We start from the raw sequence: 24547 nt of genomic DNA on the forward strand, positions 1-24547 counted from the left end.
AAGAAGAGGAAAACATATGGCAAATAATAAAGGTAAGAAAAAGGTTAGTAAGCGTAAGAAAAAGCAAAGAAGTAAATTGCAACGAAATATTAGAATGGGAATTAAGATAGGTGTTCTAGGTATTCTTAACTTAATCTTAATTGTGGGAATATTTGTTGCACTAAAATACGGAAATCGAATTCTGAAATATCAAGAGGAAGCCAAATCTTTGGTCGCAAATTCTACCACAGATACATTTAGGCAATCAGAAACAAGCTTAGTCTATGACGCAGATGGAAAAGTACTATCTGTCTTAAAGGGAGCAAAGGATGTTTATTACATATCCTATGAAGATATTCCGACCTACATTAAAGATGCTATTGTATCAATTGAGGATAAGAAGTTCTACAAGCATAACGGAATTGACTTAAAAGCAAATATCCGAGCTTTCTTTTCACTAGTCAAAAACAAAGGTGAGATAAGGCAAGGTGCAAGTACAATAACACAACAGTTAAGTAGAAATATATTTTTAAGTAATAAAAAGAGCTATGAGAGAAAAATAAAAGAAATTTTTATTTCTCTAGAACTAGAGAAGAAATATTCTAAATCACAGATTCTAGAATTTTATCTAAATAATATTTATTTTGCAAATGGATATTATGGAATAGAGGCTGCTAGTAAAGGATATTTTAACAAATCAGTAAATAAATTAAGCTTATCTCAAATGGCATTTTTGTGTGCAATACCGAATAATCCTACACTTTATAACCCAGTGGAACATAAAGAGAATACCATCAAGCGTAGAGATAGAATCTTAAAACAAATGTACCAAGATGGTAGAATTGACTCTGATATATATGCAAAAGCAGTAGATACTGATATTAAGTTGAAAACGAAAACAAGGGATAAGAATAATTACGTTGAGACTTATGTGTATAATAGTGCAATTAAAGCACTAATGAAACAAGACGGATTTGAATTCAAAAATAAGTTTAATAGTGATGCAGAAAAAGAAGCTTATGATGATCAATATACAGAAGCATATAATCAATACCAACAGATGTTATATACAGAAGGATATAGAATCTATACTTCTATAGATCTTAAAAAACAAGCAAAACTTCAAGAATCTGTTGATGATACATTAAAAGCGTTTAAAGATAAGACAAAAGACGGTGTCTATAAGCTTCAGAGTGCTGCAACATGTATAGATAATGAGACTGGATTAGTAGTTGCGATTGTCGGAGGTAGATATCAAAAAGCAGATGGATTTACCTTAAATCGTGCATTCCAAAGTTATAGACAGCCAGGTAGTTCTATTAAACCTCTAATTGTATATACTCCATCCTTTGAGAGAAATTATACTCCAAACTCCATAGTGGAGGATAAGAAAATTGAAGGTGGACCAAATAACTCTGGTGGATCACATCTTGGTAAAATAACTGTTCGTAGAGCGGTTGAGAAATCAATCAATACCATCGCATGGCAATTATTTGGAGAGTTAACACCAAAAGTTGGTCTAGAGTATCTATATCAGATGAACTTCGCTAGAATCTCATCCAAAGACCTTGGTTTGGCGTCTTCCCTAGGTGGATTAACCAATGGTGTAAATACGGTAGAGATGGCATCTGGTTACGCGACTCTAGAGAATGATGGTATATATCGTGAACCAACTTGTATCGTTAAGATATTAGACTCTGACGGTAATGAGATTGTAAGAAATACTTCTGATGAGAAGAAAATCTATGATGTGAATGCAGCTAGAATGATGACAAACGTATTACAAGGTGTTGTTACAGAAGGAACTGCAAGAGGACTTAAGATACCTAATATGCCAACTGCAGCTAAGACGGGTACAACGAATCAAAGTAAAGATGGTTGGTTTGTAGGATATACACCATACTATACAACTAGTGTATGGGTAGGTTATGATATGCCGAAGACTTTAGACAATCTATTTGGTGCTACTTATCCAGGACAAATATGGTATCAGTTTATGAAGCAAATTAATGAAGGATTAGAAGCAAGAGAATTTCCGACTTATGATGGTGCAGGTAAAGAAGTAGAACCAACAGCAACTCCAGAAGCCACAGTTGATCCAGGTACCTTGAATGAAGTGCCTGCAGACGCAACAGATAGTCCGGATGCAGGAGCGGATGGCAGTGATGTTTCTACAGAGGCACCTATGGATAACGGAGGCGATAATAATTCAGGTGATGATAATACAGTGACTCCTACTGAAGCTCCAGTAGAGACAGCTACCCCAGACGATAGCTCGAATAATACTGTAACTCCAAGTCCAGATGATTCTACAAATGGAGATCAAACAACATCACCAGATGGTACTAGTACACAGGATGGTCAAACGGTGAATCCAGAAACAACAGCTCCATAAGCCAACTTACGCTTTATATGGTTTAGTATAATAAAAAGAGGTTTGCTCACCAAGGAGCAAACCTCTTTTCTATATTAAGACGACAATAAAATAACTATTTTAACTATTGTTAGATTTTATATTTATTTAATAAATTTTGAATACGTTCTGTAGGATTTAATAATTCGCTAATAGAACCATCATGATTTAGGGTATCAATTAAGAGAGCAATGTATTTACTCATATTAACATTGATATAATAAGGTTTTGTTAATAACTCTTCTGGTTGATATACAAGATTGGTAGTTAATACATAATCAATAAGACCTTTTTCATATGCTTCATCAAACTTGTCAAAACCATTCGTAAATAAGCCAAATGTACATGCTACGAAGATACGGCCAGCTTTTCTTCTCTTTAATTCTGTTGCAACATCGATCATACTTTCTCCTGAGGATATCATATCATCAATGATAAGCATGTCTTTTCCTTCGATATCAGTACCTAAGAATTCATGGGCTACGATAGGATTTCTACCATCAACGATTGTAGTGTAATCACGACGTTTATAGAACATACCCATTTCAAGTCCTAGTACATTTGCATAGTAAACAGCACGGCTCATTCCACCTTCATCAGGACTAATTACCATCATGTGGTCAGAATCAATGGTAAGATCCTTTACATTCTTAAGTAAGGCTTTTATAAATTGGTATGTTGGTTGAACAGTTTCAAAACTGTTTAATGGAATTGCATTTTGAACTCTTGGATCATGTGCATCAAAAGTAAGAATACTTTCAACACCCATTTTAGTAAGTTCTTGAAGTGCTAGTGCACAATCAAGAGATTCTCTTGAACTACGTTTATGTTGTCTACTTTCATATAAGAAAGGCATGATAACTGTAATTCTTCTTGCTTTACCACCTACAGCAGCGATTACTCTCTTTAGATCTTGGTAATGATCATCTGGTGACATATGGTTTTTGTGTCCGCATACAGAATAAGTTAAACTATAGTTACATACATCTACTAAAAGATAAAGGTCAAAGCCACGAACAGATTGCTTGATAAGGCCTTTTGCTTCACCAGTTCCAAAACGTGGGCAAACGGCATCCACCAGGTAAGAATCTTTTTGGTATCCAGCAAAAGCAATGGTTTCATTACTTGAACTATCACGGTCGTTTCTCCATTCAACAATGTAATCGTTTACCTTGCTTCCTAAGTCTTTACTACTTTCTAGGGCTATAATACCTAAGTTTCCTACAGGAATGGTGTTTAATAGTTTTTCTTCTTGTGGCATGTTTTACGTCCTCCATAAATATTGACAAGTAAGTGAGCTAAATTTTAAAAAGTTACACGAAGCCTACTTAAGTTCCATAAGTGATATTCTTAAACAGATAAATTTCTTAGATTTTAAGACGATTTTTGATGGAATTAAGTATTTAATGTCCACTAAAATTTATACCATTATGTAAATAGTAAGTCAAGGCTTAAATAAAAACTTGATTAATTTATAACAAAGCTTTCTTGAATCGGATATCATCACCAACTAATTTAAGAATCATATAGTCACTTAATAATCTTGAATAGATACGTTCACTATAGTTTGCACTAAGATAATCAAGTGCAAAATTGGTTGATATAATTGTAGATTTATTTCTGAAATGACGTTCATTAATTAGAAGATATAATCTGGAGTTTACGAAAGCGTTCGTAAGTTCTGTACCAAGATCATCAATTACCAGGAGATCACAATCTAAAATATAATCTAATTGGTTTTCAAATTCACTCACGTCATTTGACTTAAACGTATCTTTGGCTAATAAATCAAATAATTGAAAAGCAGTTAAATAAATAACCGTATGAGAGGTATCAAGTAAACTTTTCGCAATACAATTAATTAAAAAAGTTTTACCTAAACCAGTATTTCCATAAAGTAGAATATTAGTATACGTTTTATCAAAATTTTTAATAAAAGATTTACACTGTTCTACTACTTTAATAGCATTATCATAAGGGGTCAACTTAGTGCTTGCATCAACATAATCCCTAGAATAATAATTGTATTGAAAAGTATCAAAATTCTCATCTTTGATTATATTTTTAACATTTGATTGCGAATAAATGATATCAACCATTGCTTGTTTAAAACAATGGCATTTTTCTCCATCTATATAACCAGTATCTTTGCAATCCATACATACATATCTTGGCGTTAAATAGTCTCTTTGATATCCATTTTCAATAAGAAGTTCTACCTTTTTCATTGACAAATCAAGTAAGGTTTCTTTTAATGATTCAACGGATGAATCACTACCTGATAGCAAAAGTTTTGCCTGGTTAACTGAATTTGATACAATCGCTTGATCTATTTCTGCTAATTCAGGAATCTTTTCATATACTTCTTTAGTTCGGATGTCAAGATCATGTCTTGCTTTTAGTTGCCTGCTATCATATTCACGGAGTATTTTATTATATTGAGCATTTTTAAGCATCATTCTTTAAACCCATTGCATATCGTAGGCTAGCCTGCGATACTGCCACAATAAAAAAGAGTGAAAGTATCCGTATGTGGCATCCTTTCTTAATTTAATTTGTTTCACTCTTAGAACTTCCTAGATACTTATTTAATAATTTTTCTTCCATAGAGGAATAATCTTCTTTGGAGTAGTTTCGTTGTGGAAATGCATTAAAACGATTGGATGTGTTCTTTATAGGTTTGGTTTGATTCGTCTGGTTTGAGGAAAATTGTTCTTTGGTTTTGGTGTTAGTCTTATTATGTTCATCATCTAACTTTTTAATGTCATTAATTTGTTTCACACCTTTTTTAGCCCAATTTTCTAGTATTTTATCAGCATAATTAAAATCAGGTTTTCCGGTTCTTAATATAGTGCGATTACAAGCTTCAACAATAATTTCAATTGATAAAGAATAAGTAGATATCCATTTGTTTATGTATTGCTTTTCAACAGCTCCAGGAGCTCTATTTAGACCAAAAGCTTTATTTACCGAATTATAATTGTTGTTATACATTACGGTACTATTCTCAGCTTTTTCAACAGTGTCAATTCCTTCCTCAGCCCATGATAACGCAACTGCTTCAATATAAGAAGCATTCTTTTTATTTTTAGATACGCAATATTCATAGAGATATAAGATTAATTCACGTGAGAAGCCTAAACTCTCATATAAATATAATATTAATTGAATATCGGTAGGCTTAAGTAGACGTTCTAAGTATATCTCAATGATATTAAGTAACCACTTAATTTCATCCGTATTCGTAAGTGCTTCAATCTGTGCGTCCGTATATGTAGGCTTATCTAATACCTTTGAGTTCTCCTTAAGTTGCGGTTCATAACTTGTCGGAGTAGGGGTAGAAAAAGATTTCAACTCAGTAGAAGAAGCAGCATACTCAGTATTCGGTGAAGTTTTTACAGAATCGAGTGCATTAATGTCATTCAATACAATATTGGTAATTTCACCAGTAGAATTACAAGTAAGATCAATTAAAGAAAGTTCATTCCAATATTTTAATGCCCTCATAATATCTTTTTCTGTATCTTCTAAGTGGTCTGCTATCATGCTAATCGAGAGTTCTGTATCAATATTAGTTAGGCAACGAAGTAAATAAAGATAAACTTTTACAAAAGAACCATTTGCTCTTGGCATAAAGTAATCGATAAACTTATTGGAGACCACAGTGATGTCATTTGATTGTTTCGTATACAAAGTTATCTTGCTCATTTTATCCTCCATACCTACGACTTTCTCGTAGATGAATATATCACATGTGAAATAGAGTTATACTCACATAGTTACAATTCTATATTTTTGCAAATGAAAATAGAAGTTTTTCAAAACTTCTATTTTAACATAAGAACTTTTATTAACCGTATGACATTAAATATGACAAACGGTGTTATTTTTACAACTTAAAAATCTATTTTTTATTAGGTATTTCACATTATATCATAAACAGTTTCTGAAGGAAATAGGCTATTTACTAGGAAGTTTGTCCACGAACTGACAATAAATATATGTGGATAATGTGGATAAAATGGTTGAAAACTATTTGTAATAATATGTAAAATTATAATAGAATAGTATGATTTAGCAAATATTATGAATTAATTAGTGAAGAATGTTGATAAGATTATGTTAACTAAAAAATCCACAACCTTGTTCACAAGAAAATGTTGATAAGGTTGTGGATAATGTGGATAACTAATTGCCTAAGAGTGATTCTCCAATGCTTACAACATCTCCAGCACCCATAGTTATCAACAAATCACCGTTATTACAATTTAAAAGTAAAAAGTTCTCAATTTCGTCGAAGGAAGGAAAATAGTAACAGTCTTTACCCATATTCTTCAATTCATTTAATAAATCGACAGATGAAATATCTCCAGGATCAGCTTCTCTTGCTGCATAGATATCAGCTAAAACAATTTTGTCTGCATGAGCAAGAGCTTTTGCAAAATCTTTAAGAAATGCTTTGGTTCTAGTATAAGTGTGAGGTTGGAATACACACCAGATTGATTCATGAGGATATTTCTTAGCAGCTTGTAGTGTAACTTCAATCTCAGTTGGATGATGTGCATAATCATCAATTACTGTTACACCACCAATGCTACCTTTATATTCAAAACGTCTATTGGTACCCCCAAAGCTAGTAAGTCCTTTCTTGATTGCTTCGAAAGGAACACAAAGCGAGTTTGATAAAGCAATTGCTGAAAGAGAATTAGAAATGTTATGAAGACCTACAACGTTAAGAGTAATGTGTTCTGTTATCTTTCCATCAATTATTAAGTCATAGTGTCCGTGACCCATCTCATCATATTCAATGTTCGTAGCGGAGTAATTATATTCTTTATCGCCAATACCATAAGTTATGATATTACAATCTAGACTTTCTGTAAAATAAGAGACATCATCAATATCACCGTTGATAATTAGGGTTCCATCTTTAGGTAGCTTCTTTGCAAATTCTAAGAAGGAATGACGAATATCATTAATATCTTTAAAGAAATCTAAATGGTCTTCTTCAACATTTAAAATAATACTAACCTTTGGGTTGAACTTAAGAAAGCTATTAGTATATTCGCAAGCTTCAGTTATCAGATGTTCGGAGTGACCAATTCGGATATTTCCATCGATAGCTTTTAGTATTCCCCCTACAGATATGGTTGGATCAAGTCCGGCTTCTAGAAAGATATGAGAAACCATTGAAGTTGTTGTAGTTTTTCCATGTGTTCCAGAGATAGCAATTGAATTTTGATAATTAGTCATAACCTGACCTACTAACTCGGCACGGTCCATCATAGGGATATTTTTTGATATTGCAGCTACATATTCTGGATTATCTTTATGAATTGCTGCGGTGTATACAACTAAATCAATATTATTAGTAATATTATTGGCACTTTGTCCATATAATATAGTAATGCCTATTGACTCTAAATGTTTCGTAATTTTGCTTTCTTTGGAATCAGATCCACTTATGGTAAAACCAGCAGTATGTAATAATTCAGCAAATCCACTCATGCTGATGCCACCAATTCCTATAAAGTGTATATTAATTGGGTTCTTAAAATCAATTTTGTACATGAAGATTACACATCCTATTCTAAAATTTATATATTATGGAAATTTATATGAAATTCTCATAAGTAAGTATACTGTTATTATAACCATTTATGAAAGAAATATAAATAGTATTTACAAAATATTTTACGAATATGTAAATAATAGAAAATTAGCGATGAAAGTGTAAAAATTTAATGTGTAATAATTATAGGGATATTCAAACAAATTCTACAAAAAAGAAATATTTTACTTTCTATTGTATGTAATTTGTCGGAGGAAATTCCAAAATTTTTAAATATTTGGTAAAATTTATTCACATTTATTGGTAAATATGGTATAATGTATTTTATCAAACTACAAGAGGTGATTACGTGATCAAAAAAGAAATGATTGCTATGCTACTTGCTGGTGGACAAGGTTCAAGATTAGGAGTTTTAACTTCTAAAGTTGCCAAACCCGCAGTTGCGTTTGGAGGAAAATATAGAATTATTGATTTTCCACTAAGTAATTGTATTAACTCTGGAATTGATACGGTTGGAGTTCTAACACAGTATCAACCGTTAAGGCTAAATACTCATATCGGTATTGGTATACCATGGGATTTGGACCGTAATATTGGTGGTGTTTCTATCTTACCACCATATGAAAAATGTAAGACAAGCGAGTGGTATACAGGTACCGCGAATGCTATTTATCAGAACTTGGAGTTCATGGAATATTATAATCCTGATTATATTCTTATATTAAGTGGTGACCATATCTATAAGATGGATTATGAGTCTATGCTTGATTTCCATAAGATGAACCAAGCAGATGTTACAATAGCAACAATACCAGTTCCATTAGAAGAAGCAAGCAGGTTCGGTATTGTTATTACAGATGAAAATAAAAAGATAATAGACTTTGAAGAAAAACCGGAGAAGCCAAGAAGTAATCTTGCTTCTATGGGAATATACATATTTAATTTTGACGTACTACGCCAAGCTTTAATTCACTTAGCCGATGTAAAAGGATGCGACTTTGGAAAACATATCATTCCATACTGTCATGAGAATCAGAAGCGTATATTTGCTTACGAGTACAATGGCTATTGGAAGGATGTTGGTACATTAGGATCATATTGGGAAGCCAATATGGAACTTATTGATATTGTACCAGAGTTTAATCTATACGAAGAATTCTGGAAGATATATACCAAGAATGTTACCGTACCTCCACAATATATTTCTGAGCATGCGAGAATCCATAAGGCGATTATTGGAGAAGGTTCAGAAGTGTATGGTGAGGTGTATAACTCTGTTATTGGATCAGGGGTATATATAGGAGAAGGAGCCGTAGTTAGAGACTCTATCATAATGGAGATGGTATCCATTGGCGAGAACTCAGAGATAAATAAAGCTATCATAGCCGAAAATGCTCATATTGGTGAAAATGTCAAGATAGGAATTGGTGAAGAGAAGGAAAATAGAATGGATCCAAAGATCTATTCTTTTGGACTAGTTACAATTGGAGAAAATACCAATATACCACCGAATGTTGAAATAGGTAAGAATACTGCAATATCTGGAATTACCGATGTAGAAGATTATAACGATGGAATATTAGAAAGTGGTGAGACATTAATTAAGGTGGGTGAAACAATATGAGAGCGATTGGAATTATATTAGCAGGTGGAAAGAGTAACCACATGGGTGAATTATCTAATAAGAGAGCAATCGCAGCAATGCCAATGGCAGGTAGTTATCGCAGTATTGATTTTGTTCTGAGTAATATGTCCAATTCACACATTTCTAAAGTAGGAGTATTTATTCAATATAATGCAAAGACATTGAATGAACATTTAAGTTCTTCGAAGTGGTGGGATTTCGGAAGAAAACAAGGTGGATTATATGTATTCACACCAACAATCACCGCAGATAATAGTTTTTGGTATCGTGGTACAGCAGATGCTATTTATCAGAATCTAGATTTTCTAAAGAATAGTCACGAACCTTATGTAATCATCGCTTCTGGTGATGGTATTTATAAGCTTGATTATAACAAAGTTTTAGAATATCATATTGCAAAAAAAGCTGACATTACTGTTGTATGTAAGCAGTTAGAGATCGGTGAAGATGCAAAACGTTTTGGTGTTGTAAAAGAGAACCAGGACGGACGTATTATTGAATTTGAAGAAAAACCAGTAGTAACCGAGCATAATTTGGTTTCTGCAGGTATTTATGTAATCCGTAGAAGACAATTAATTGATTTAATAGAAAAGAGCGCATTAGAAGAAAGATATGATTTTGTAAAAGATATTCTAATTCGTTATAAAAATATTAAAAATATTTATGCATATCAGTTAGAGTCTTATTGGAGCAATATAGCGACAACGAATTCCTATTTTAAAACAAATATGGATTTCCTAAAAAAAGATGTTAGAGAATTCTTTTTAAAGCAGTACCCGGACATATATTCCAAAGTAGATGACTTGCCTCCAGCAAAATATAACCTAGGATCTGTTGTGAAGAACAGTTTAGTTTCAAGTGGCTGTATTATTAATGGAGAAGTTACGGATTCCATTTTGTTTAAAAAAGTATATGTTGGTAATAATTGTGTTATTAAGAACTCGATCATATTAAATGACGTATATATTGGGGACAATTCTTATATTGAGAATTGTATTGTAGAAAGCCGAGACACAATCCGTGCCAATACCACTCATGTTGGGGAGGGCGAGGTAAAGATTGTTGTTGAGAAGAACGAAAGATACGTTCTTTGATAAATTAAACTTTTTAAACTACTAAAGGGGGATTTACAACATGCAGATTACAGATGTGAGAGTCAGAAAAGTAAGCAAGGAAGGAAAGATGAAGGCAGTAGTATCAATTACCTTAGATAATGAATTTGTTGTTCATGATATTAAGGTGATTGAAGGTGAGAAGGGTCTGTTTATTGCTATGCCTAGCAGAAGAGCTGGGGATGGTGAATATCGAGATATTGCACATCCGATTAATTCCGATACGAGAGATAAGATTCAAAAAATTATTTTGGAAAAGTATGAAATTGCAGTATTTGAAAATGATTTAACAGAAGAATAATAAGAGAAGGTTAAGAACATAGGTCTGATATCAATAATACTAGTATTACATTAAAGTAAGTATATTAGTTGATTGTATCAGACCTTTTTCGTGTTTCAATATATTTTATAGAATACCTAATAATAAAAATTTACATAAATTTTATACGCAATATATAAATTGTAAAGTTTTGATACTTAAATTATGTTTATTTATATGATATAATACAAATATTTATAAAAGGTAATTCATTTGTAAGGATGATACATTTGTGAATAAAAAATCATCCTTGAGGAAAACTGATTTGACGCTCAATAATAGAAAGGCATGGGTTGTAATAATATGAAAAAAATAATTCGATTGTTAGCGGTTTGCATATTCCTCATGATAATTATATTGTACGTTAAAAATGAATATAATATAGATGTTAATATACATGAAATACAAAAAAAAATTCTTAATGAAGATGCTGTAACTACGAAAGAAGAATTGATTGAACAGATACAAAAAGCAATGATTAATTATAAAGAGGGTACTACAATAAAATATATTGGTAGTTATAATGATATAAAGCCAATTGTAGAAAATCCATTAGATTACGTCAGCGCGATTGATGATCCTGATACATCGAGTGATTACGATTATTTAAAGTATATTGTAAAAAGCATTAATGTAAGCATTAAAGGATATGCCAATATTTTAGAACTGTCCTATCATTTTACTTTCCGTGAGACAAAAGAAGAAACAAAAGAAGTAGACAAAAAAGTGAAAGAAGTAATAAAGAACTTGGGTATTATGGATTTGTCCAACTATGAAAAGGTGAAAGAAATTCATGATTATATTATTAAGAATGCAACTTATGATATGACATATCATTATGTTACAGCATATGATAACTTAATAAAGAAGACTTCAGTATGTCAGGGTTATGCAGCACTTACTTATAAGATGATGACTGAAGCTAAGATTCCTTGTCGCATCATTAATGGAATGGCGGGAGGAGATACACACGCTTGGAATATAGTATATATCAATGGGGCTTGGTATAACATTGATTGTACTTGGGATGACCCTGTTAGAAGTGACGGGAAACAGATGATAAGCTATGATAATTTCCTAAAATCCGATGCAGATTTGAAAGATCACCAAAGAGATAAAGAGTATAAGACAAAAGCTTTTTATGATAAATATCCAATGGCGACAGAATCCTATGCTATTGATTAAGGGCTTATACAAAATTTAAGAATAGAAAGCCTTATTTTAGTTTGCTGAGTGTATATTGCTGTATAATTATTAATTTTGGCTACCTTTCCCTCAAGTATCATATTTTTTACAAGCCTCAGAACAAGCAAAAATACTCACTTGTGTTCCTATTTTTACTTTGAGTCTTGACAAAATATAGACGATACTTTCGGCCGGACTACCAATGTCGTCAACTTAACACTTGTAGTAAAAAAGGTTACAAAAAATTGTACAAAAATAAAACATCATATTTGATTATTTATAAAAATAGTGTAAACTATATGAGCGAGCAGTTTTTCATTTTATAATGTATATTATAAAGTGGATTTTGTGTTCTGGGAGAACTTCATCCTGCTTCGCATTTTCTTTCGCTCATAAGAACGGTTTGTACGTACTTGTGAGCGATTTTTTATACCTATTTTTATCAAATTATTAATAACCTTTTTAGCAATACGATAGTTACAAATCAAAGTATATAGCTTATTAAAAAGATAGTTTACTAGAATATTTCTATTTGTTTTATAACATGTTGTTTTCTTTGTTTCCTGTTGAATATTAGATATTTCTTCATTGCAAACAGAAGCAAACATTGATAATAGGTTTGAAGCAAACATCGCAGCATAAAATTCCTGTTCAATTGCTTCCGGTTTTATGCCCATAAAATTTTCTAGCTTTAATATCGATTTGACTTCACGATATTTCGTTTCAATCCCCCACCTTATAAAATATAGTTCTTTAAACATTTCAACAGTTATATTGGGGTCAAAAAGATTTGTAACAAGTGTCTCTTGTAAGCCTGATGGCAAATCAAACTTTATAACTCTTAGCGGATAGGAACAGTCGTTATGAGAATACTGTATTGAAGTATCACCATAATTACATTGATATACCGCTTTTAACGCACCATGGGACTTTGTTTTATGTCTCATTACAAAGAAACATTGCTTTTCTTGAAGTTGCGCATAGAGTTTTCTAGATGGATAACCTCTATCAAAAATAATAATTGGTGCTTTCTCTCCGTGAACTTGATTTAAATTAAATTCATCGATTAATGTTTGGGCTTGAACTAATTCAGAAGTACGATAATGAACGAGTTTTGTATTAAGTAAGTTATCATTCAAAACATCATACAAAGCCGAAGCAGAAGCCAGAGCGACAGGGTCATATTGATTTTTTTTAGAACCATAATAAGTTTGATTTTCTTTTGTGTTAGGAATCTGCAATGAAGTACCATCAATCGCTAATACAGGGTGACCATTCCAAGTATTAAGGTTTGATCTTGTTTTATTAACATCAGTAGTCATTAGAAAAATTTCACGAAAAGCATCAGGTTTAATTTTAAAGCGAGCTTTTGAAAAAGCCTGTTTTGAAATTGAGTCAATTGCAAGGTTTGAAGAATCTATGTAATCGGAAAGAGCCACAGATAAAGATTTTTGTGGCTGACTTAAAAGGAATAAAATAATATCCTTAAAAGTTAATTTTCGATTACGATTAAAGCTTTTTTGATTAATCCTATGTTTTTCAATAAACTCTTCGCTAGTAATAAGGTTATTAACTGATTTTAATAAAGATGATATTTTTTTAATCATAATATGAAGTCCTCCAAAATTTAATAGTAAAAATGTATCTATTAAAATTTTGGAGCAAACATTTGTTTGTCAATTTGCATTATAAACAAAATTATGTTTATTTTTTATACAGTATTAAATTGTAAATTCTTAAGTTGACGACATTGGCCGGACTACGCCAAAATTCATAAGTATACATCAATATACACAATTTAGATTGAGAAAGGCTTTTGTCACTTAATCATGATGATTAATTAAAATATAAATAAGGAAGTCGAATAATATGAGTATAGTATTATTTGCCATCTTTATTTTTTGTAAGAAGATAAGTAATGTATTACTTTTCAACCATAATGCTAAATATAACGTTTCTTTTGCCTAGTAATAGCTTTTTTAAGTTGCTTAATAATTGGTAAAGATATATAATTAACATGAATGGTTTGATGACAATACACTAAGATGGATGGAGTAATCTTACCATGAATGATATTGATTAGATATTAGATATAATAAAGAATATAAAAATTTTATAGATAGATACACATGAAAATTGAATAAACAAAGATTAAAAATATATATTGGCAGCTTGGTTCGGGTAAGTTCTACTTATCAAGAGACTAGCCTGTCTTTTCGCGTCTTAATTTATATATTTTAGGTAGAGAGGAAATGTAGAAGATGTATATTATCGTAGGGTTAGGAAATCCAACAAGAGAGTATGAAGGAACAAGACATAATATAGGTTTTGATGTAATTACTCAGATTGCAGAAGATAACAATATTTCTATGGATATGAAGAAACATAAGGCAGTCTGTGGAAAAGGATATATAGAGGGTGAAAAAGTTATATTAGCAAAGCCTCAGACATATATGAACCTAAGTGGAGAAAGTGTTCGTGAATTAATTGATTTTTATAAGGTGAGTAAAGAGGAAGTTATTATTATTTATGATGATATCAGCTTAGATGTTGGACAACTTAGAATCAGAGCTAAAGGAAGTGCTGGAGGACATAACGGAATAAAGAGTATTATTAGTCATCTTGGAAGTGATGAATTTGCAAGAATCAAGGTTGGCGTTGGTGATAAACCAAAAGGATATGACCTTGCGGACTATGTATTAGGTCATTTTAACAAAGATGAATTAGATGTAGTTAAGGAAGCAATCCAAAAAGCGTCTATGGCAACGAAATGCATCGTAACGTCAGGTATAAATGACGCAATGAATCAATATAATAAAAAAGAAAAATAACGTAAGATATCGAGGGGAAATCGTGAAAACATTTTATGAACCGTTAAATGAATTAAAAGAATATCATGATATAAAGCAAAGTCTCTTGCTTCGAAGTGTTCCTATACAGATTACCGGGTGTATCGATTCTCAAAAATGTCATTTGATGAGTGCTTTATCTAGTGATTATAAAAATACATTAATTATCACTTACAATGAGATGAAAGCAAAAGAAATCTATGACGATTATAGACTGTATAATAAGGATGTCCTTTTATATCCAGCAAAGGATATTATGTTCTACAGTGCTGATATCCATGGTAATGCAATCGTAAAAGAACGTTTGAATGTATTAAAATCGTTAATAGAAGGCAAAGGAACTACGGTTGTTATGACGATTGATGGCGGCATGGATCACATTCTTCCGCTAGAAATGATTGAAAAGAGGGTTCTTCTAATAGAAGAAGGGACAACTCTGGATCTGGAAAAGTTGAAGGAAAAACTAGTTTTTTTAGGGTATGAGAGAACTGGTCAAGTTGAGGGACAAGGACAATTTGCAATTCGTGGGGGAATTATTGATATCTTTACCCTAACAGAAGAAGTTCCTTATCGAATTGAATTATGGGACGATGAAATCGACTCAATAAGAACCTTTGATATAAATAGTCAAAGGTCTATTGAGCGTGTTCAGAATGTTAAAGTATATCCAGCAGCAGAATTGATCCTTGATGAGACAACCTTATTAACAGGCATTCAGAAGATTGAGAAAGAGAAAGAAGCATATCAGAAGGCTTTACGAGATCAACTTAAGACTGAGGAAGCACATCGAATTGATACTATTATTGAAGAATTTATAGAAAATATGAAAGCATTTCAAGGTTCATTAGGTATTGATAGTTATATCAAGTATTTTTATGAAGATACGATATCATTTTTTGATTATTTTAATAATATTGATTCAGTAATATTCTTAGATGAACCATCCAGGATTGGTGAAAAGGGAGAAGCGGTTGAATTAGAGTTCCGTGAAGGAATGATTGGAAGAATTGAGAAGGGATATATTCTTCCAGGCCAAGTAGATGTGATCTATGGGGTTAAGGAACTCTTAGCTAAATTAAGTCACGCGAATCTAGTAAATTTAAGTACGATGGATTATAAAGTTACTCAATTTAACATTCGAAATAAATATGATATAGCAGCTAAATCTGTAAATTCCTATAATAATAATTTTGAAGTGTTAGTAAAAGACTTGGAGAAGTGGAAGAAAAGCGGGTATCGAGTGGTGTTACTTTCATCTTCGAGAACAAGGGCAAAAAGGCTTAGTGATGATCTTAGGGAATATGATCTTAATGCATTCTATAGTGAGGACTTAGAGAGAGGGATACAAAGTAGTGAGATCATGGTAGCAGCAGGGAATGTTCATCGAGGATTCGAATACCCGATGATACAATTTGTTGTAATCTCAGAAAGTGATATCTTTGGTGCGGAGAAAAAGAAGGCTAGAAAAAAGAGTAGTTATGAAGGTAAGAAGATTCAGAGCTTTACCGATCTTAATATTGGAGATTATGTAGTGCACGAGAATCATGGACTTGGTATCTATAAGGGTATTGAAAAGATTGAAGTAGATCATGTTACTAAGGATTATATTAAATTAGAATACGGAAATGGTGGCGTGTTGTATATTCTTGCAACGGGCCTTGATGTAATACAAAAATATGCGAGCTCAGAAGCCAAGCGCCCGAAACTAAATAGCTTGGGTTCCCAAGAATGGAAGAATACCAAGACAAAGGTTCGTAAAGCAGTCAAAGAGATTGCAAAAGAGCTGGTTGAATTATATGCAATAAGACAATCTAAAAAAGGGTATCAATTTGGTGAGGATACGGTATGGCAGAATGAATTTGAAGAGATGTTCCCATATGATGAGACCAGAGATCAACTAAAAGCCATTGAAGAAACCAAAATGGATATGGAGAGCACCAAGATTATGGATCGCTTAATCTGTGGTGATGTTGGGTATGGTAAGACTGAAATAGCAATAAGGGCGGCATTTAAAGCAGTTGCAGATGGTAAACAAGTGGTATATCTAGTTCCTACTACAATCTTAGCACAACAGCATTATAATACCTTTGTTCAAAGGATGAAGGACTTTCCAATTAGTATCGATATGCTATCAAGGTTTCGAACACCAGCACAACAGAAGAAAGCACTAGAAAGGCTTAAAAAGGGTTCACTTGATATCATTATTGGAACGCATAGAGTTCTATCCAAAGATGTTGAATTTAAGGATTTAGGCTTATTAATCGTCGATGAGGAGCAACGTTTTGGTGTAACACATAAAGAGAAAATCAAGCAACTAAAGGGTGATGTAGACGTTCTTACTTTATCTGCAACTCCAATTCCTAGAACACTGCATATGAGCTTAATAGGAATTAGAGATATGAGTGTATTAGAAGAACCACCAGTAGATCGTATGCCTATTCAGACTTATGTATTAGAACAAAATGATGAAATTGTAAGAGAAGCAATTAATCGCGAACTTGCAAGAGGTGGCCAAGTATACTATGTTTATAATCGAGTTACAAATATTGATGAAGTAGCATTGACGATACAAAAGCTTGTACCTGAGGCAAATGTAGCATTTGCTCATGGGCAAATGAGTGAGCGAGAATTAGAAAAGATCATGTTTGGTTTTATTAATGGAGAAATTGACGTTCTTGTTTCAACTACCATCATTGAAACAGGTCTTGATATTGCTAATGTTAATACAATGATTATTCATGATGCAGATAAGTTAGGTTTATCACAACTATATCAATTACGTGGACGTGTTGGAAGATCGAATCGTTCCTCCTATGCTTTTCTAATGTACCGTAGAGACAAGATGTTAAAAGAGATTGCAGAGAAGAGACTTCAGGCAATAAAAGAATTTACGGAACTAGGTTCTGGATTTAAAATAGCAATGAGAGACTTAGAGATTCGTGGTGCAGGTAACCTTTTAGGAGCACAACAACATGGACATATGGAGTCGGTAGGTTATGACCTTTACTGTAAGATGTTAAATGAAGCTGTTGTTGCATTAAAGGGTGGAATAGAGGAAGAAGATATCTTTGACACAACTGTTGATATTGGTGTGGACGCGTTTATTCCTGCTACTTATATTAAGAGTGAATTTCAAAAGCTTGATATGTATAAGCGTATTGCAGGTATTGAGAATGAAGAGGAATTCTTGGATATGCAAGAAGAGATGTTAGATCGCTTTGGAGACCTACCACAATCAGTGAATAACCTGTTAAATATTGCTTTATTAAAAGGGATTGCTCATAATGCTTATGTGAGTCAGATCATTCATAAAGTGGAGAGTATTAAGTTCGCAATGTATCCAAAGGCTAAGGTTGACCTGAATAAGATCCCACTGCTCTTAGATAAATATAAAAATGTAATGAAGTTTTCACCAGAAGCTACCCCATATTTCTTATATGAATTAAAACAAGGAAAAAAGGTTATAAAGCTAGATAATTATACGTTATTTGAAACCATAAAGAGCATTCTTAATGATATTGATGAATTGATACAAAGATAAATATAAAGTTAAGCAATTAAGAATTTCATAATTTCTTTAATATCAGTGTTGCGAAGAAATTATAATATGGTTAAGATAGAGGTATGAGTAGAACAAATGGTGAATAATACTAAGATAAACTAAGACGTAGTGCGATTGAAAGAGATAAAGAGCATGGGGAGGAATTTATGAGACGAGTAAAGTATATATTGTTGGTAAGTACATTACTAACAGCACTAGCACTAACAGCTTGTAAAAATGGAGCAAATAAAGAGAATGCCGCTGGTGGTAATATAAAGTATGAATTAAAAGGAGATTTAACAAATCGTTCTTTAATATTAACCGTTAATGATATTCAAGTTGGATATGATGAAGTATCGGTCTATATGCAAGAACTAAAAAATAATTATGAAGATCAATTTGGAAGTTCTATATGGAGATTTGATCTTGGAAATGGCAAGACATTTGAGGAACAAGCCAAACAAGAAGTAATTGATCAAATTGTTCAAATGAAGATTATGGGATTGAAGGCAAAAGAATTAGGAGTAAAATTAACTCAAGATGAAAAAGATGAGATAGCCAGTGAAGTAAGGAAATATATGAGCTCAATAAGTGATAAATATATAAAAGAACATGCAGTAACGGATGAGTTAATAAGCAAGGTATATTCTGATAATTATTTGGCAAGTAAAGTATTTGACGTAGCAACCAATAATGTAGATACGAATATCTCAAATGATGAAGCAAAGCAAATAACAACATGGCAGATCTTTATTCAGACAAGTGGTAAAGATCAGAATGATAAAGAAGTAAATCTTAGTGAAGAAGAGAAAAAAGCTGCGTTAAAAAAAGTGAAAAAGCTCTTAAAAGAAGCAAAAAAGACAGACGACTTTTATACACTGGCAGAGGAAAATACGGATGCTGTTGATGTTGAAGATACTTTTGGCAAAGGTGAAAAGGAAAAAGCAGTGGAAGATGCTTCTTTTGCATTAAAAAAAGGACAGATGAGTGACATTGTAAAAGGTGAGAATGGTTATTACATCATCTATTGTGTTAGTGATAATGACGAAGATGCTACCGCAAATAAGAAAGAAGAAATCATTGCAGAACGACAAGACAAAGAATTCCAAAGTCTATATAAAAAGTGGTCAAAGGATTTTAAAATTGCTGTTAATGAGACAATGTGGAAGAAGGCTTATTTTGTAGATCATAATAAGGAAGATAAAACTGTAACAGAGATTGATAATAAGTAATGCTCTTTAACTCCTCGCTTTGATTTATAAACTTCATAATTTAAGAAAACCAAAATAAATAAATCGGAAATATATTATAATAAAAAAATGGCGAAATCAAATTTGATTTTGCCATTTTTTTTATACAATGGAGGCTTTATCCTCTTTTGAACGATATAATATTTTTGTAAAAAAGATACCTACTATGATTGGTAAGTAGAATGTGAATACTCTCCATAGAATAATTGCAATCGCAAGAAGTGCAACTTTTGGAAAGAATACACGAAATATTAAATAAAAGCTTCCTTCTGCACCACCAAATCCTCCTGGTGTTGGAATAAAGGATGTTATCATTAATACAAAAGCACTTGCACAAATTACATCGAATAATGAAATATTTGTAACGCCTAAGGAAAAGCATACAAAGTATGGAATTACAAAAAATGCTGTAAGTTGTAGAACAGTTAAAATCGAAGGTAAAAGCAGCGTTTTTAAGTTCTTTTTAAGAATTTTAAAATTGCTATAAAATCCATCTAATTCATTATCAAGTTTATTGATAGTTTTCGTAATATTCTTAATGACCTTTATTTTATGAAGAAAATGTATTATCTTTATAAGTATTTTCTTTGTGGAATTTGGAAAGAATCCAATGCCAATAAGGAATGCTACCACTAATATATGAATTAAGAATCCAACTAATACAAGTAAAGTAAATCCTGATACATGAGTTACAAAGAATTGTAAACGAAACAATAATACAAAAAATGAATAAAATGTTAATATTGTTTGATAAACGATAAATTTAGTTAATAATATACAAGATGCCTCACCGATTGGAACATCATATTTTGCTAAAAGCATAGCTTGAACTGGTTGCCCACCACTTTGAAAAGGAGTGATACAGTTGAATAATTGACCTACCATTGTAGTTCGTAAGCACGCGAAGGTGCTTAGTTTTTTTGATTGAGTTCTACTAATGTTCTTTAAAATGAGAGATTCTAATAACCAATATAAGCAGATGCAGGCAAGTGCAAGTAGCAGATGTTCGAATTGAGCTGACATGAATGCATTTAACAAGTCCTTTGGGTTATCCATTAATAATAAATAACCGATTAGTAGTACAAAAGAACCTATAATAATGAGTGCGTTAATTTTATTGTTTTTCATAAATCTAATCCTTTTTAAGGTCGATAAATAGAATATTTTTTACCTATGTTTCTCTTTATCTTTTGATCTTGAGTTACTTTTTGATAGAACTCAGCCCACATTTTAGATACATGTTCTTTACTATAAAAATCATGCCCCTTTAAAGAAAGCTGTGAAGCATTATGATAATATTCCTGATCGGTACGAAGTCTTGAAATAATAGAAATAAAATCATCAATATTTTTACCACGTAAATAGAAATCAAAAAGAATATCTTCATAAATCTCAATATCACGAAGTAAAATTGGTATACCACAATTCATAGATTCAAGAATTGTCATTGGGAAGAGTTCTTCAAAAGAAGGTAAGAACATAACATCGGATAAATTATATAATTCATTCATATCTTCTCTTTTAATTAGGCCAACGAATTTGACATTACTTGGAGGATTGTTTACTATTTTTTTAATCTCGTCATATCCATCAGAGATTTTGCCAAAGGCAAATGTTCCAGCCCAAATAAATTGGACATCTTTTAATTTTTTTGCAATTTTAATAAAGTCAATAATACCTTTTCTTATTTGTAGTTGTCCAACACATAGAATGGTAAATTTATGTTCATCTAATCCGTATTTTTTCCTAAGGTCTGATTTGCTACTAACGGGAAGAGGATAAAAGAGTTCTGAGGATACAAAATTAGGTATATAAGTTACTTTGTCCGAGCTAATTCCATAAGATGCTAATCGTTTGATAAAATATGGATTAACGGTTACAAGGTAATCCATGCTTTTATAAAAACGAATTACGTACCAATAAAAGATCTGTTTAATCCCAATTGGTAAATGAATGCTTTTTTCTAGCGTTTCTGGTAAAAAGTGAACATATCCAACCGTCTTACCTTTAATTTTAGCAAATGGTAATGATAAAAAATAACGGAAGTTAATCGTGTGATAATGCATGATATCACATAACTTTATCTTGTTTTCCATTATCTCATATTCGTTAGATAAATCTTGTTTCACCAGATTTACTTGCTCATCATGAGCAGAGAGTACACCTTGACCTTGTACGGTATCTGCTTTTGATAACATATTAATTGTTTTCATATCTAATCCCCTAACATATGTGTTCTGCCGTATACCTTGTATGATATACGGCAAACATTTATTTTACGTAAATAATATCTTAAGTTTTTCTTAAAATTATGATTGTACTGATACTAGTATAACCATTTTACACTATTTTATGAGAAAATGGAATGAATCTTAAGACGGATATCAAAATTATTTTAAAAATGATAAATCTACATCACCGCTACTAGCGTCAATCGTTATTTTATTTGGATGATTATTGGAAGATAAAACATTACCTTCATACTCTGAATTGTCTATGGTAACATCACCATAATCACAATTAATATTATAATCATACATAGATATAGCTTTGGACAAACCTAAAGTTACATCTCCATATTTACTATCAATGTTTGTGTTGCCGAGATCGCAATTTTCTGCGGTTATAGAACCGCTACTTAAATCGCCAGTCATGTCTGTGGCGTTCACTTGACTAAGCTCGATGTCTCCATAAGAATTTTTCATTTCGAGTTTATTTGCAGTACATTTATCTATTGTAGTATCACCACTTGATAGGGTTAACGATATTTTACCATTTTTATTAGTATCAGTGGGGTTTAACGTATTAATAGAGCTGAAATCAGCGTTCCCATAAGAATTATTATAATCAAGTACATCGGTGTTTATATTAGTAATCTCGCTATCACCAGAGGACAGTTTAACTTTAGTATTTGTAGATATTACATTATCAATATCTACATCACCATAGGAACTGTTTATTGATAATGATTTTGCTGTAAAGTTACTAACCGATATATCACCAGAGGATGAATCAATATCAAAGGAGTCTAAGGAAGCATTCTTTGGAATATATAAGTTGATGTAGTAATTATCATCATTATCGTCTCCCCAAGAAAAGGAGAAGCCGTTTGTATTAGGTTCGTCGTAGATAAGTTCTCCATCTTTTACTGTATGACAAGGTTTGCCATTACCACTTAGATAGGTATATTCAATAGAAAATGAATCACTTTCTATCACCCTGATGTTGGAATCATTTGTATTGATCTTAATGTTCTTTATATTGCCTAAAGCTATTTTTTTTTGCTTGAAAGTGGAATAGTTGTTACTCATTATCTTACCATGTTGAAAGTGAATGATTGAGTTGTTAGAAGATATTCCATGGCTATTAATTGTAAATAAGCCACCTCCACCTAACAGGAAGCCGACTATTGCAAGAATAATACCAAGTAATATCATTCCTCCAGCTACCGTGTACATTACTCTTTTAAATGATTTCATTTAATCCCTCCTAAATATATGTCTATTCATAATCTTGTGTATATAATACTGTTTTATTTAGAATATTATACGCGGTATAGTATACAATGTCAACAAAATATGGAAGAAACTAATCGTATAGCTATAATTACAAAAAAAGAAACAGAAATTACAGAAAAATGAAAAATGTAAAATCGACTTGACATTATATCTTATCTATGATATCTTAAATGTAAAGTTGGTTTTACATATTGGCGAGTGATACCTAACACTTCTTTAGAATAGTAATATTGCCATTGAATCAGATATGAAGCTCGGTTCCTAGCTATAAGATAGATATGTAATATGGTCAACTATGATTCAAGCAGTATGTAGACTGCTTGAAATCGTGTGGTTTTACGATAAATAGAAGTTATTAAGGATAATAAGTTTGGGAGGAAGAAGAATGATTGAGATTAATAATCTAACGAAAGTCTATAAGTTATCTAAGAAACAGATGCAAGAGCAAAAAACGAAAAAGAATATGAAGAAGGCTGTAGATGGAGTAAGCTTAAAAGCAAGTAAGGGTGAAATCTATGGGTTACTAGGACCAAATGGAGCTGGTAAGACAACAACCTTAAGATGTATTGCAACACTTTTAAAACCAACAGATGGTAATGTAAGTGTATGTGGATTCGATACAGTAAAAGAAGGAGAAGAAGTTCGTAAAAAGATAGGATTCTTAACGAATGAGATTAAATTAGATCCTCAATTCTCTCCGGAATATATGTTTAAGTTTTTTGGTAGATTACATGGTATTGATGATAAAACAATTAAAGAACGTCAAGAAAAGTTATTTAGTTATTTTGGAATCCATGATTTTAAAGATAAAAAGATTAATGATCTATCTACTGGTATGAAACAAAAAGCAGCAATTGCAGTTAGTTTAGTACATGATCCAGAAGTAATTATTTTTGATGAACCAACAAATGGACTTGATATTGTAACAGCAAGAAGTGTAACGGATTACTTAAAACAATTAAAAGAAGAAGGTAAGCTTGTTATTATATCGACACATATCATGTCAGAAGCTGAAAAATTATGTGATCGAATTGGTATCATTATTAATGGTAAAAAGGTAACAGAAGGAACATTAAATGAAATATTAGAAGAGACAAAAACAAGTGATTTAGAAGATGCATTCTTTCAATTATACAAAGAGCATAATGTAGAGGAGGTATAAGT

General features: G+C 31.8%; 17 protein-coding genes. 9 read left to right on the top strand and 8 right to left on the bottom strand.

Translation table 11 applies throughout. The features are described 5' to 3' along the window. The first annotated feature begins 16 nt into the window (after nt 1-16). Nucleotides 17-2374, top strand: a complete 2358-nt coding sequence (locus bsdtb5_RS01335; RefSeq protein ID WP_271714260.1) for a PBP1A family penicillin-binding protein — start codon at nt 17-19, stop codon at nt 2372-2374. Between the two features lie 109 nt (nt 2375-2483). On the opposite strand, the gene bsdtb5_RS01340 is transcribed toward bsdtb5_RS01335, so the two are convergent. The 4 genes from bsdtb5_RS01340 to murC all read right to left on the bottom strand — a co-directional run bounded on the left by bsdtb5_RS01340 (nt 2484) and on the right by murC (nt 7963). Further along, nucleotides 2484-3653: a ribose-phosphate pyrophosphokinase gene (locus tag bsdtb5_RS01340; protein WP_271714261.1), complete on the bottom strand. Its 1170-nt coding sequence runs from the start codon at nt 3651-3653 to the stop codon at nt 2484-2486. Nucleotides 3654-3864: 211 nt separating this feature from the next. After that, nucleotides 3865-4851, bottom strand: coding sequence for an ATP-binding protein (locus bsdtb5_RS01345; protein WP_271714262.1), 987 nt, complete (start codon nt 4849-4851; stop codon nt 3865-3867). A gap of 91 nt (nt 4852-4942) precedes the next feature. Then, nucleotides 4943-6100, bottom strand: a complete 1158-nt coding sequence (locus bsdtb5_RS01350) for a DnaD domain protein (RefSeq protein ID WP_271714263.1) — start codon at nt 6098-6100, stop codon at nt 4943-4945. Between the two features lie 480 nt (nt 6101-6580). Continuing rightward, nucleotides 6581-7963: a UDP-N-acetylmuramate--L-alanine ligase gene (gene murC, locus bsdtb5_RS01355; RefSeq protein WP_271714264.1), complete on the bottom strand. Its 1383-nt coding sequence runs from the start codon at nt 7961-7963 to the stop codon at nt 6581-6583. Nucleotides 7964-8313: 350 nt separating this feature from the next. On the opposite strand from murC, the gene bsdtb5_RS01360 reads away from it, so the two are divergent. From bsdtb5_RS01360 to bsdtb5_RS01375, 4 genes are all read left to right on the top strand, one after another. Further along, a complete protein-coding gene (locus bsdtb5_RS01360; protein WP_271714265.1) occupies nt 8314-9588 on the top strand; it encodes a glucose-1-phosphate adenylyltransferase in 1275 nt (424 codons plus the stop codon). Beyond that, complete coding sequence (glgD, locus tag bsdtb5_RS01365) at nt 9585-10703, top strand: glucose-1-phosphate adenylyltransferase subunit GlgD (protein ID WP_271714266.1); 1119 nt, start codon at nt 9585-9587, stop codon at nt 10701-10703. The genes bsdtb5_RS01360 and glgD overlap by 4 nt, the downstream gene beginning before the upstream one ends. A gap of 40 nt (nt 10704-10743) precedes the next feature. Beyond that, nucleotides 10744-11022, top strand: a complete 279-nt coding sequence (spoVG, locus tag bsdtb5_RS01370) for a septation regulator SpoVG (protein ID WP_271714267.1) — start codon at nt 10744-10746, stop codon at nt 11020-11022. Between the two features lie 321 nt (nt 11023-11343). Beyond that, on the top strand, nt 11344-12225 hold the full coding sequence (locus tag bsdtb5_RS01375) for a transglutaminase domain-containing protein (protein ID WP_271714268.1): 882 nt from the start codon (nt 11344-11346) through the stop codon (nt 12223-12225). A gap of 332 nt (nt 12226-12557) precedes the next feature. Here the strand turns inward: bsdtb5_RS01375 and bsdtb5_RS01380 are convergent, their stop codons facing one another. Next, nucleotides 12558-13832, bottom strand: a complete 1275-nt coding sequence (locus bsdtb5_RS01380; protein ID WP_271712180.1) for an IS4 family transposase — start codon at nt 13830-13832, stop codon at nt 12558-12560. Nucleotides 13833-14486: 654 nt separating this feature from the next. On the opposite strand from bsdtb5_RS01380, the gene pth reads away from it, so the two are divergent. The 3 genes from pth (at nt 14487) to bsdtb5_RS01395 (ending at nt 19847) form a co-directional block, all read left to right on the top strand. Continuing rightward, on the top strand, nt 14487-15056 hold the full coding sequence (gene pth, locus bsdtb5_RS01385) for an aminoacyl-tRNA hydrolase (RefSeq protein WP_271714269.1): 570 nt from the start codon (nt 14487-14489) through the stop codon (nt 15054-15056). Nucleotides 15057-15075: 19 nt separating this feature from the next. Continuing rightward, the gene (gene mfd / locus bsdtb5_RS01390; RefSeq protein WP_408628616.1) at nt 15076-18615 is read left to right on the top strand and encodes a transcription-repair coupling factor; all 3540 of its coding nucleotides are present in this window, start codon (nt 15076-15078) and stop codon (nt 18613-18615) included. Nucleotides 18616-18782: 167 nt separating this feature from the next. Then, a complete protein-coding gene (locus tag bsdtb5_RS01395; protein WP_271714271.1) occupies nt 18783-19847 on the top strand; it encodes a peptidylprolyl isomerase in 1065 nt (354 codons plus the stop codon). Nucleotides 19848-19967: 120 nt separating this feature from the next. Here bsdtb5_RS01395 and bsdtb5_RS01400 read toward each other — a convergent pair whose 3' ends face one another. The 3 genes from bsdtb5_RS01400 to bsdtb5_RS01410 all read right to left on the bottom strand — a co-directional run bounded on the left by bsdtb5_RS01400 (nt 19968) and on the right by bsdtb5_RS01410 (nt 23344). Then, nucleotides 19968-20993 (bottom strand): lysylphosphatidylglycerol synthase transmembrane domain-containing protein, encoded by a 1026-nt coding sequence (locus bsdtb5_RS01400; protein ID WP_271714272.1) that lies wholly within the window; start codon nt 20991-20993, stop codon nt 19968-19970. A 14-nt stretch (nt 20994-21007) separates the two neighbouring features. Next, a complete protein-coding gene (locus bsdtb5_RS01405) occupies nt 21008-22078 on the bottom strand; it encodes a glycosyltransferase family 4 protein (protein WP_271714273.1) in 1071 nt (356 codons plus the stop codon). A gap of 177 nt (nt 22079-22255) precedes the next feature. After that, complete coding sequence (locus tag bsdtb5_RS01410) at nt 22256-23344, bottom strand: DUF4097 family beta strand repeat-containing protein (protein ID WP_271714274.1); 1089 nt, start codon at nt 23342-23344, stop codon at nt 22256-22258. Between the two features lie 424 nt (nt 23345-23768). On the opposite strand from bsdtb5_RS01410, the gene bsdtb5_RS01415 reads away from it, so the two are divergent. Then, nucleotides 23769-24545: an ABC transporter ATP-binding protein gene (locus bsdtb5_RS01415; protein WP_271714275.1), complete on the top strand. Its 777-nt coding sequence runs from the start codon at nt 23769-23771 to the stop codon at nt 24543-24545. The last annotated feature ends 2 nt before the right edge of the window (nt 24546-24547 follow it).

Origin of the sequence: Anaeromicropila herbilytica (assembly GCF_016591975.1) — a bacterium.
Lineage (GTDB): Bacteria > Bacillota > Clostridia > Lachnospirales > Lachnospiraceae > Anaeromicropila > Anaeromicropila herbilytica.

Coding starts and splice junctions, on each gene's coding strand:
- bsdtb5_RS01335 (WP_271714260.1), top strand. CDS start 17: ATGGCAAATAATAAAGGTAAGAAAAAGGTTAGTAAGCGTAAGAAAAAG.
- bsdtb5_RS01410 (WP_271714274.1), bottom strand. CDS start 23,344: ATGAAATCATTTAAAAGAGTAATGTACACGGTAGCTGGAGGAATGATA.
- bsdtb5_RS01400 (WP_271714272.1), bottom strand. CDS start 20,993: ATGAAAAACAATAAAATTAACGCACTCATTATTATAGGTTCTTTTGTA.
- bsdtb5_RS01380 (WP_271712180.1), bottom strand. CDS start 13,832: ATGATTAAAAAAATATCATCTTTATTAAAATCAGTTAATAACCTTATT.
- bsdtb5_RS01340 (WP_271714261.1), bottom strand. CDS start 3,653: ATGCCACAAGAAGAAAAACTATTAAACACCATTCCTGTAGGAAACTTA.
- bsdtb5_RS01395 (WP_271714271.1), top strand. CDS start 18,783: ATGAGACGAGTAAAGTATATATTGTTGGTAAGTACATTACTAACAGCA.
- bsdtb5_RS01350 (WP_271714263.1), bottom strand. CDS start 6,100: ATGAGCAAGATAACTTTGTATACGAAACAATCAAATGACATCACTGTG.
- bsdtb5_RS01405 (WP_271714273.1), bottom strand. CDS start 22,078: ATGAAAACAATTAATATGTTATCAAAAGCAGATACCGTACAAGGTCAA.
- glgD (WP_271714266.1), top strand. CDS start 9,585: ATGAGAGCGATTGGAATTATATTAGCAGGTGGAAAGAGTAACCACATG.
- bsdtb5_RS01415 (WP_271714275.1), top strand. CDS start 23,769: ATGATTGAGATTAATAATCTAACGAAAGTCTATAAGTTATCTAAGAAA.
- murC (WP_271714264.1), bottom strand. CDS start 7,963: ATGTACAAAATTGATTTTAAGAACCCAATTAATATACACTTTATAGGA.
- bsdtb5_RS01345 (WP_271714262.1), bottom strand. CDS start 4,851: ATGATGCTTAAAAATGCTCAATATAATAAAATACTCCGTGAATATGAT.
- spoVG (WP_271714267.1), top strand. CDS start 10,744: ATGCAGATTACAGATGTGAGAGTCAGAAAAGTAAGCAAGGAAGGAAAG.
- pth (WP_271714269.1), top strand. CDS start 14,487: ATGTATATTATCGTAGGGTTAGGAAATCCAACAAGAGAGTATGAAGGA.
- bsdtb5_RS01375 (WP_271714268.1), top strand. CDS start 11,344: ATGAAAAAAATAATTCGATTGTTAGCGGTTTGCATATTCCTCATGATA.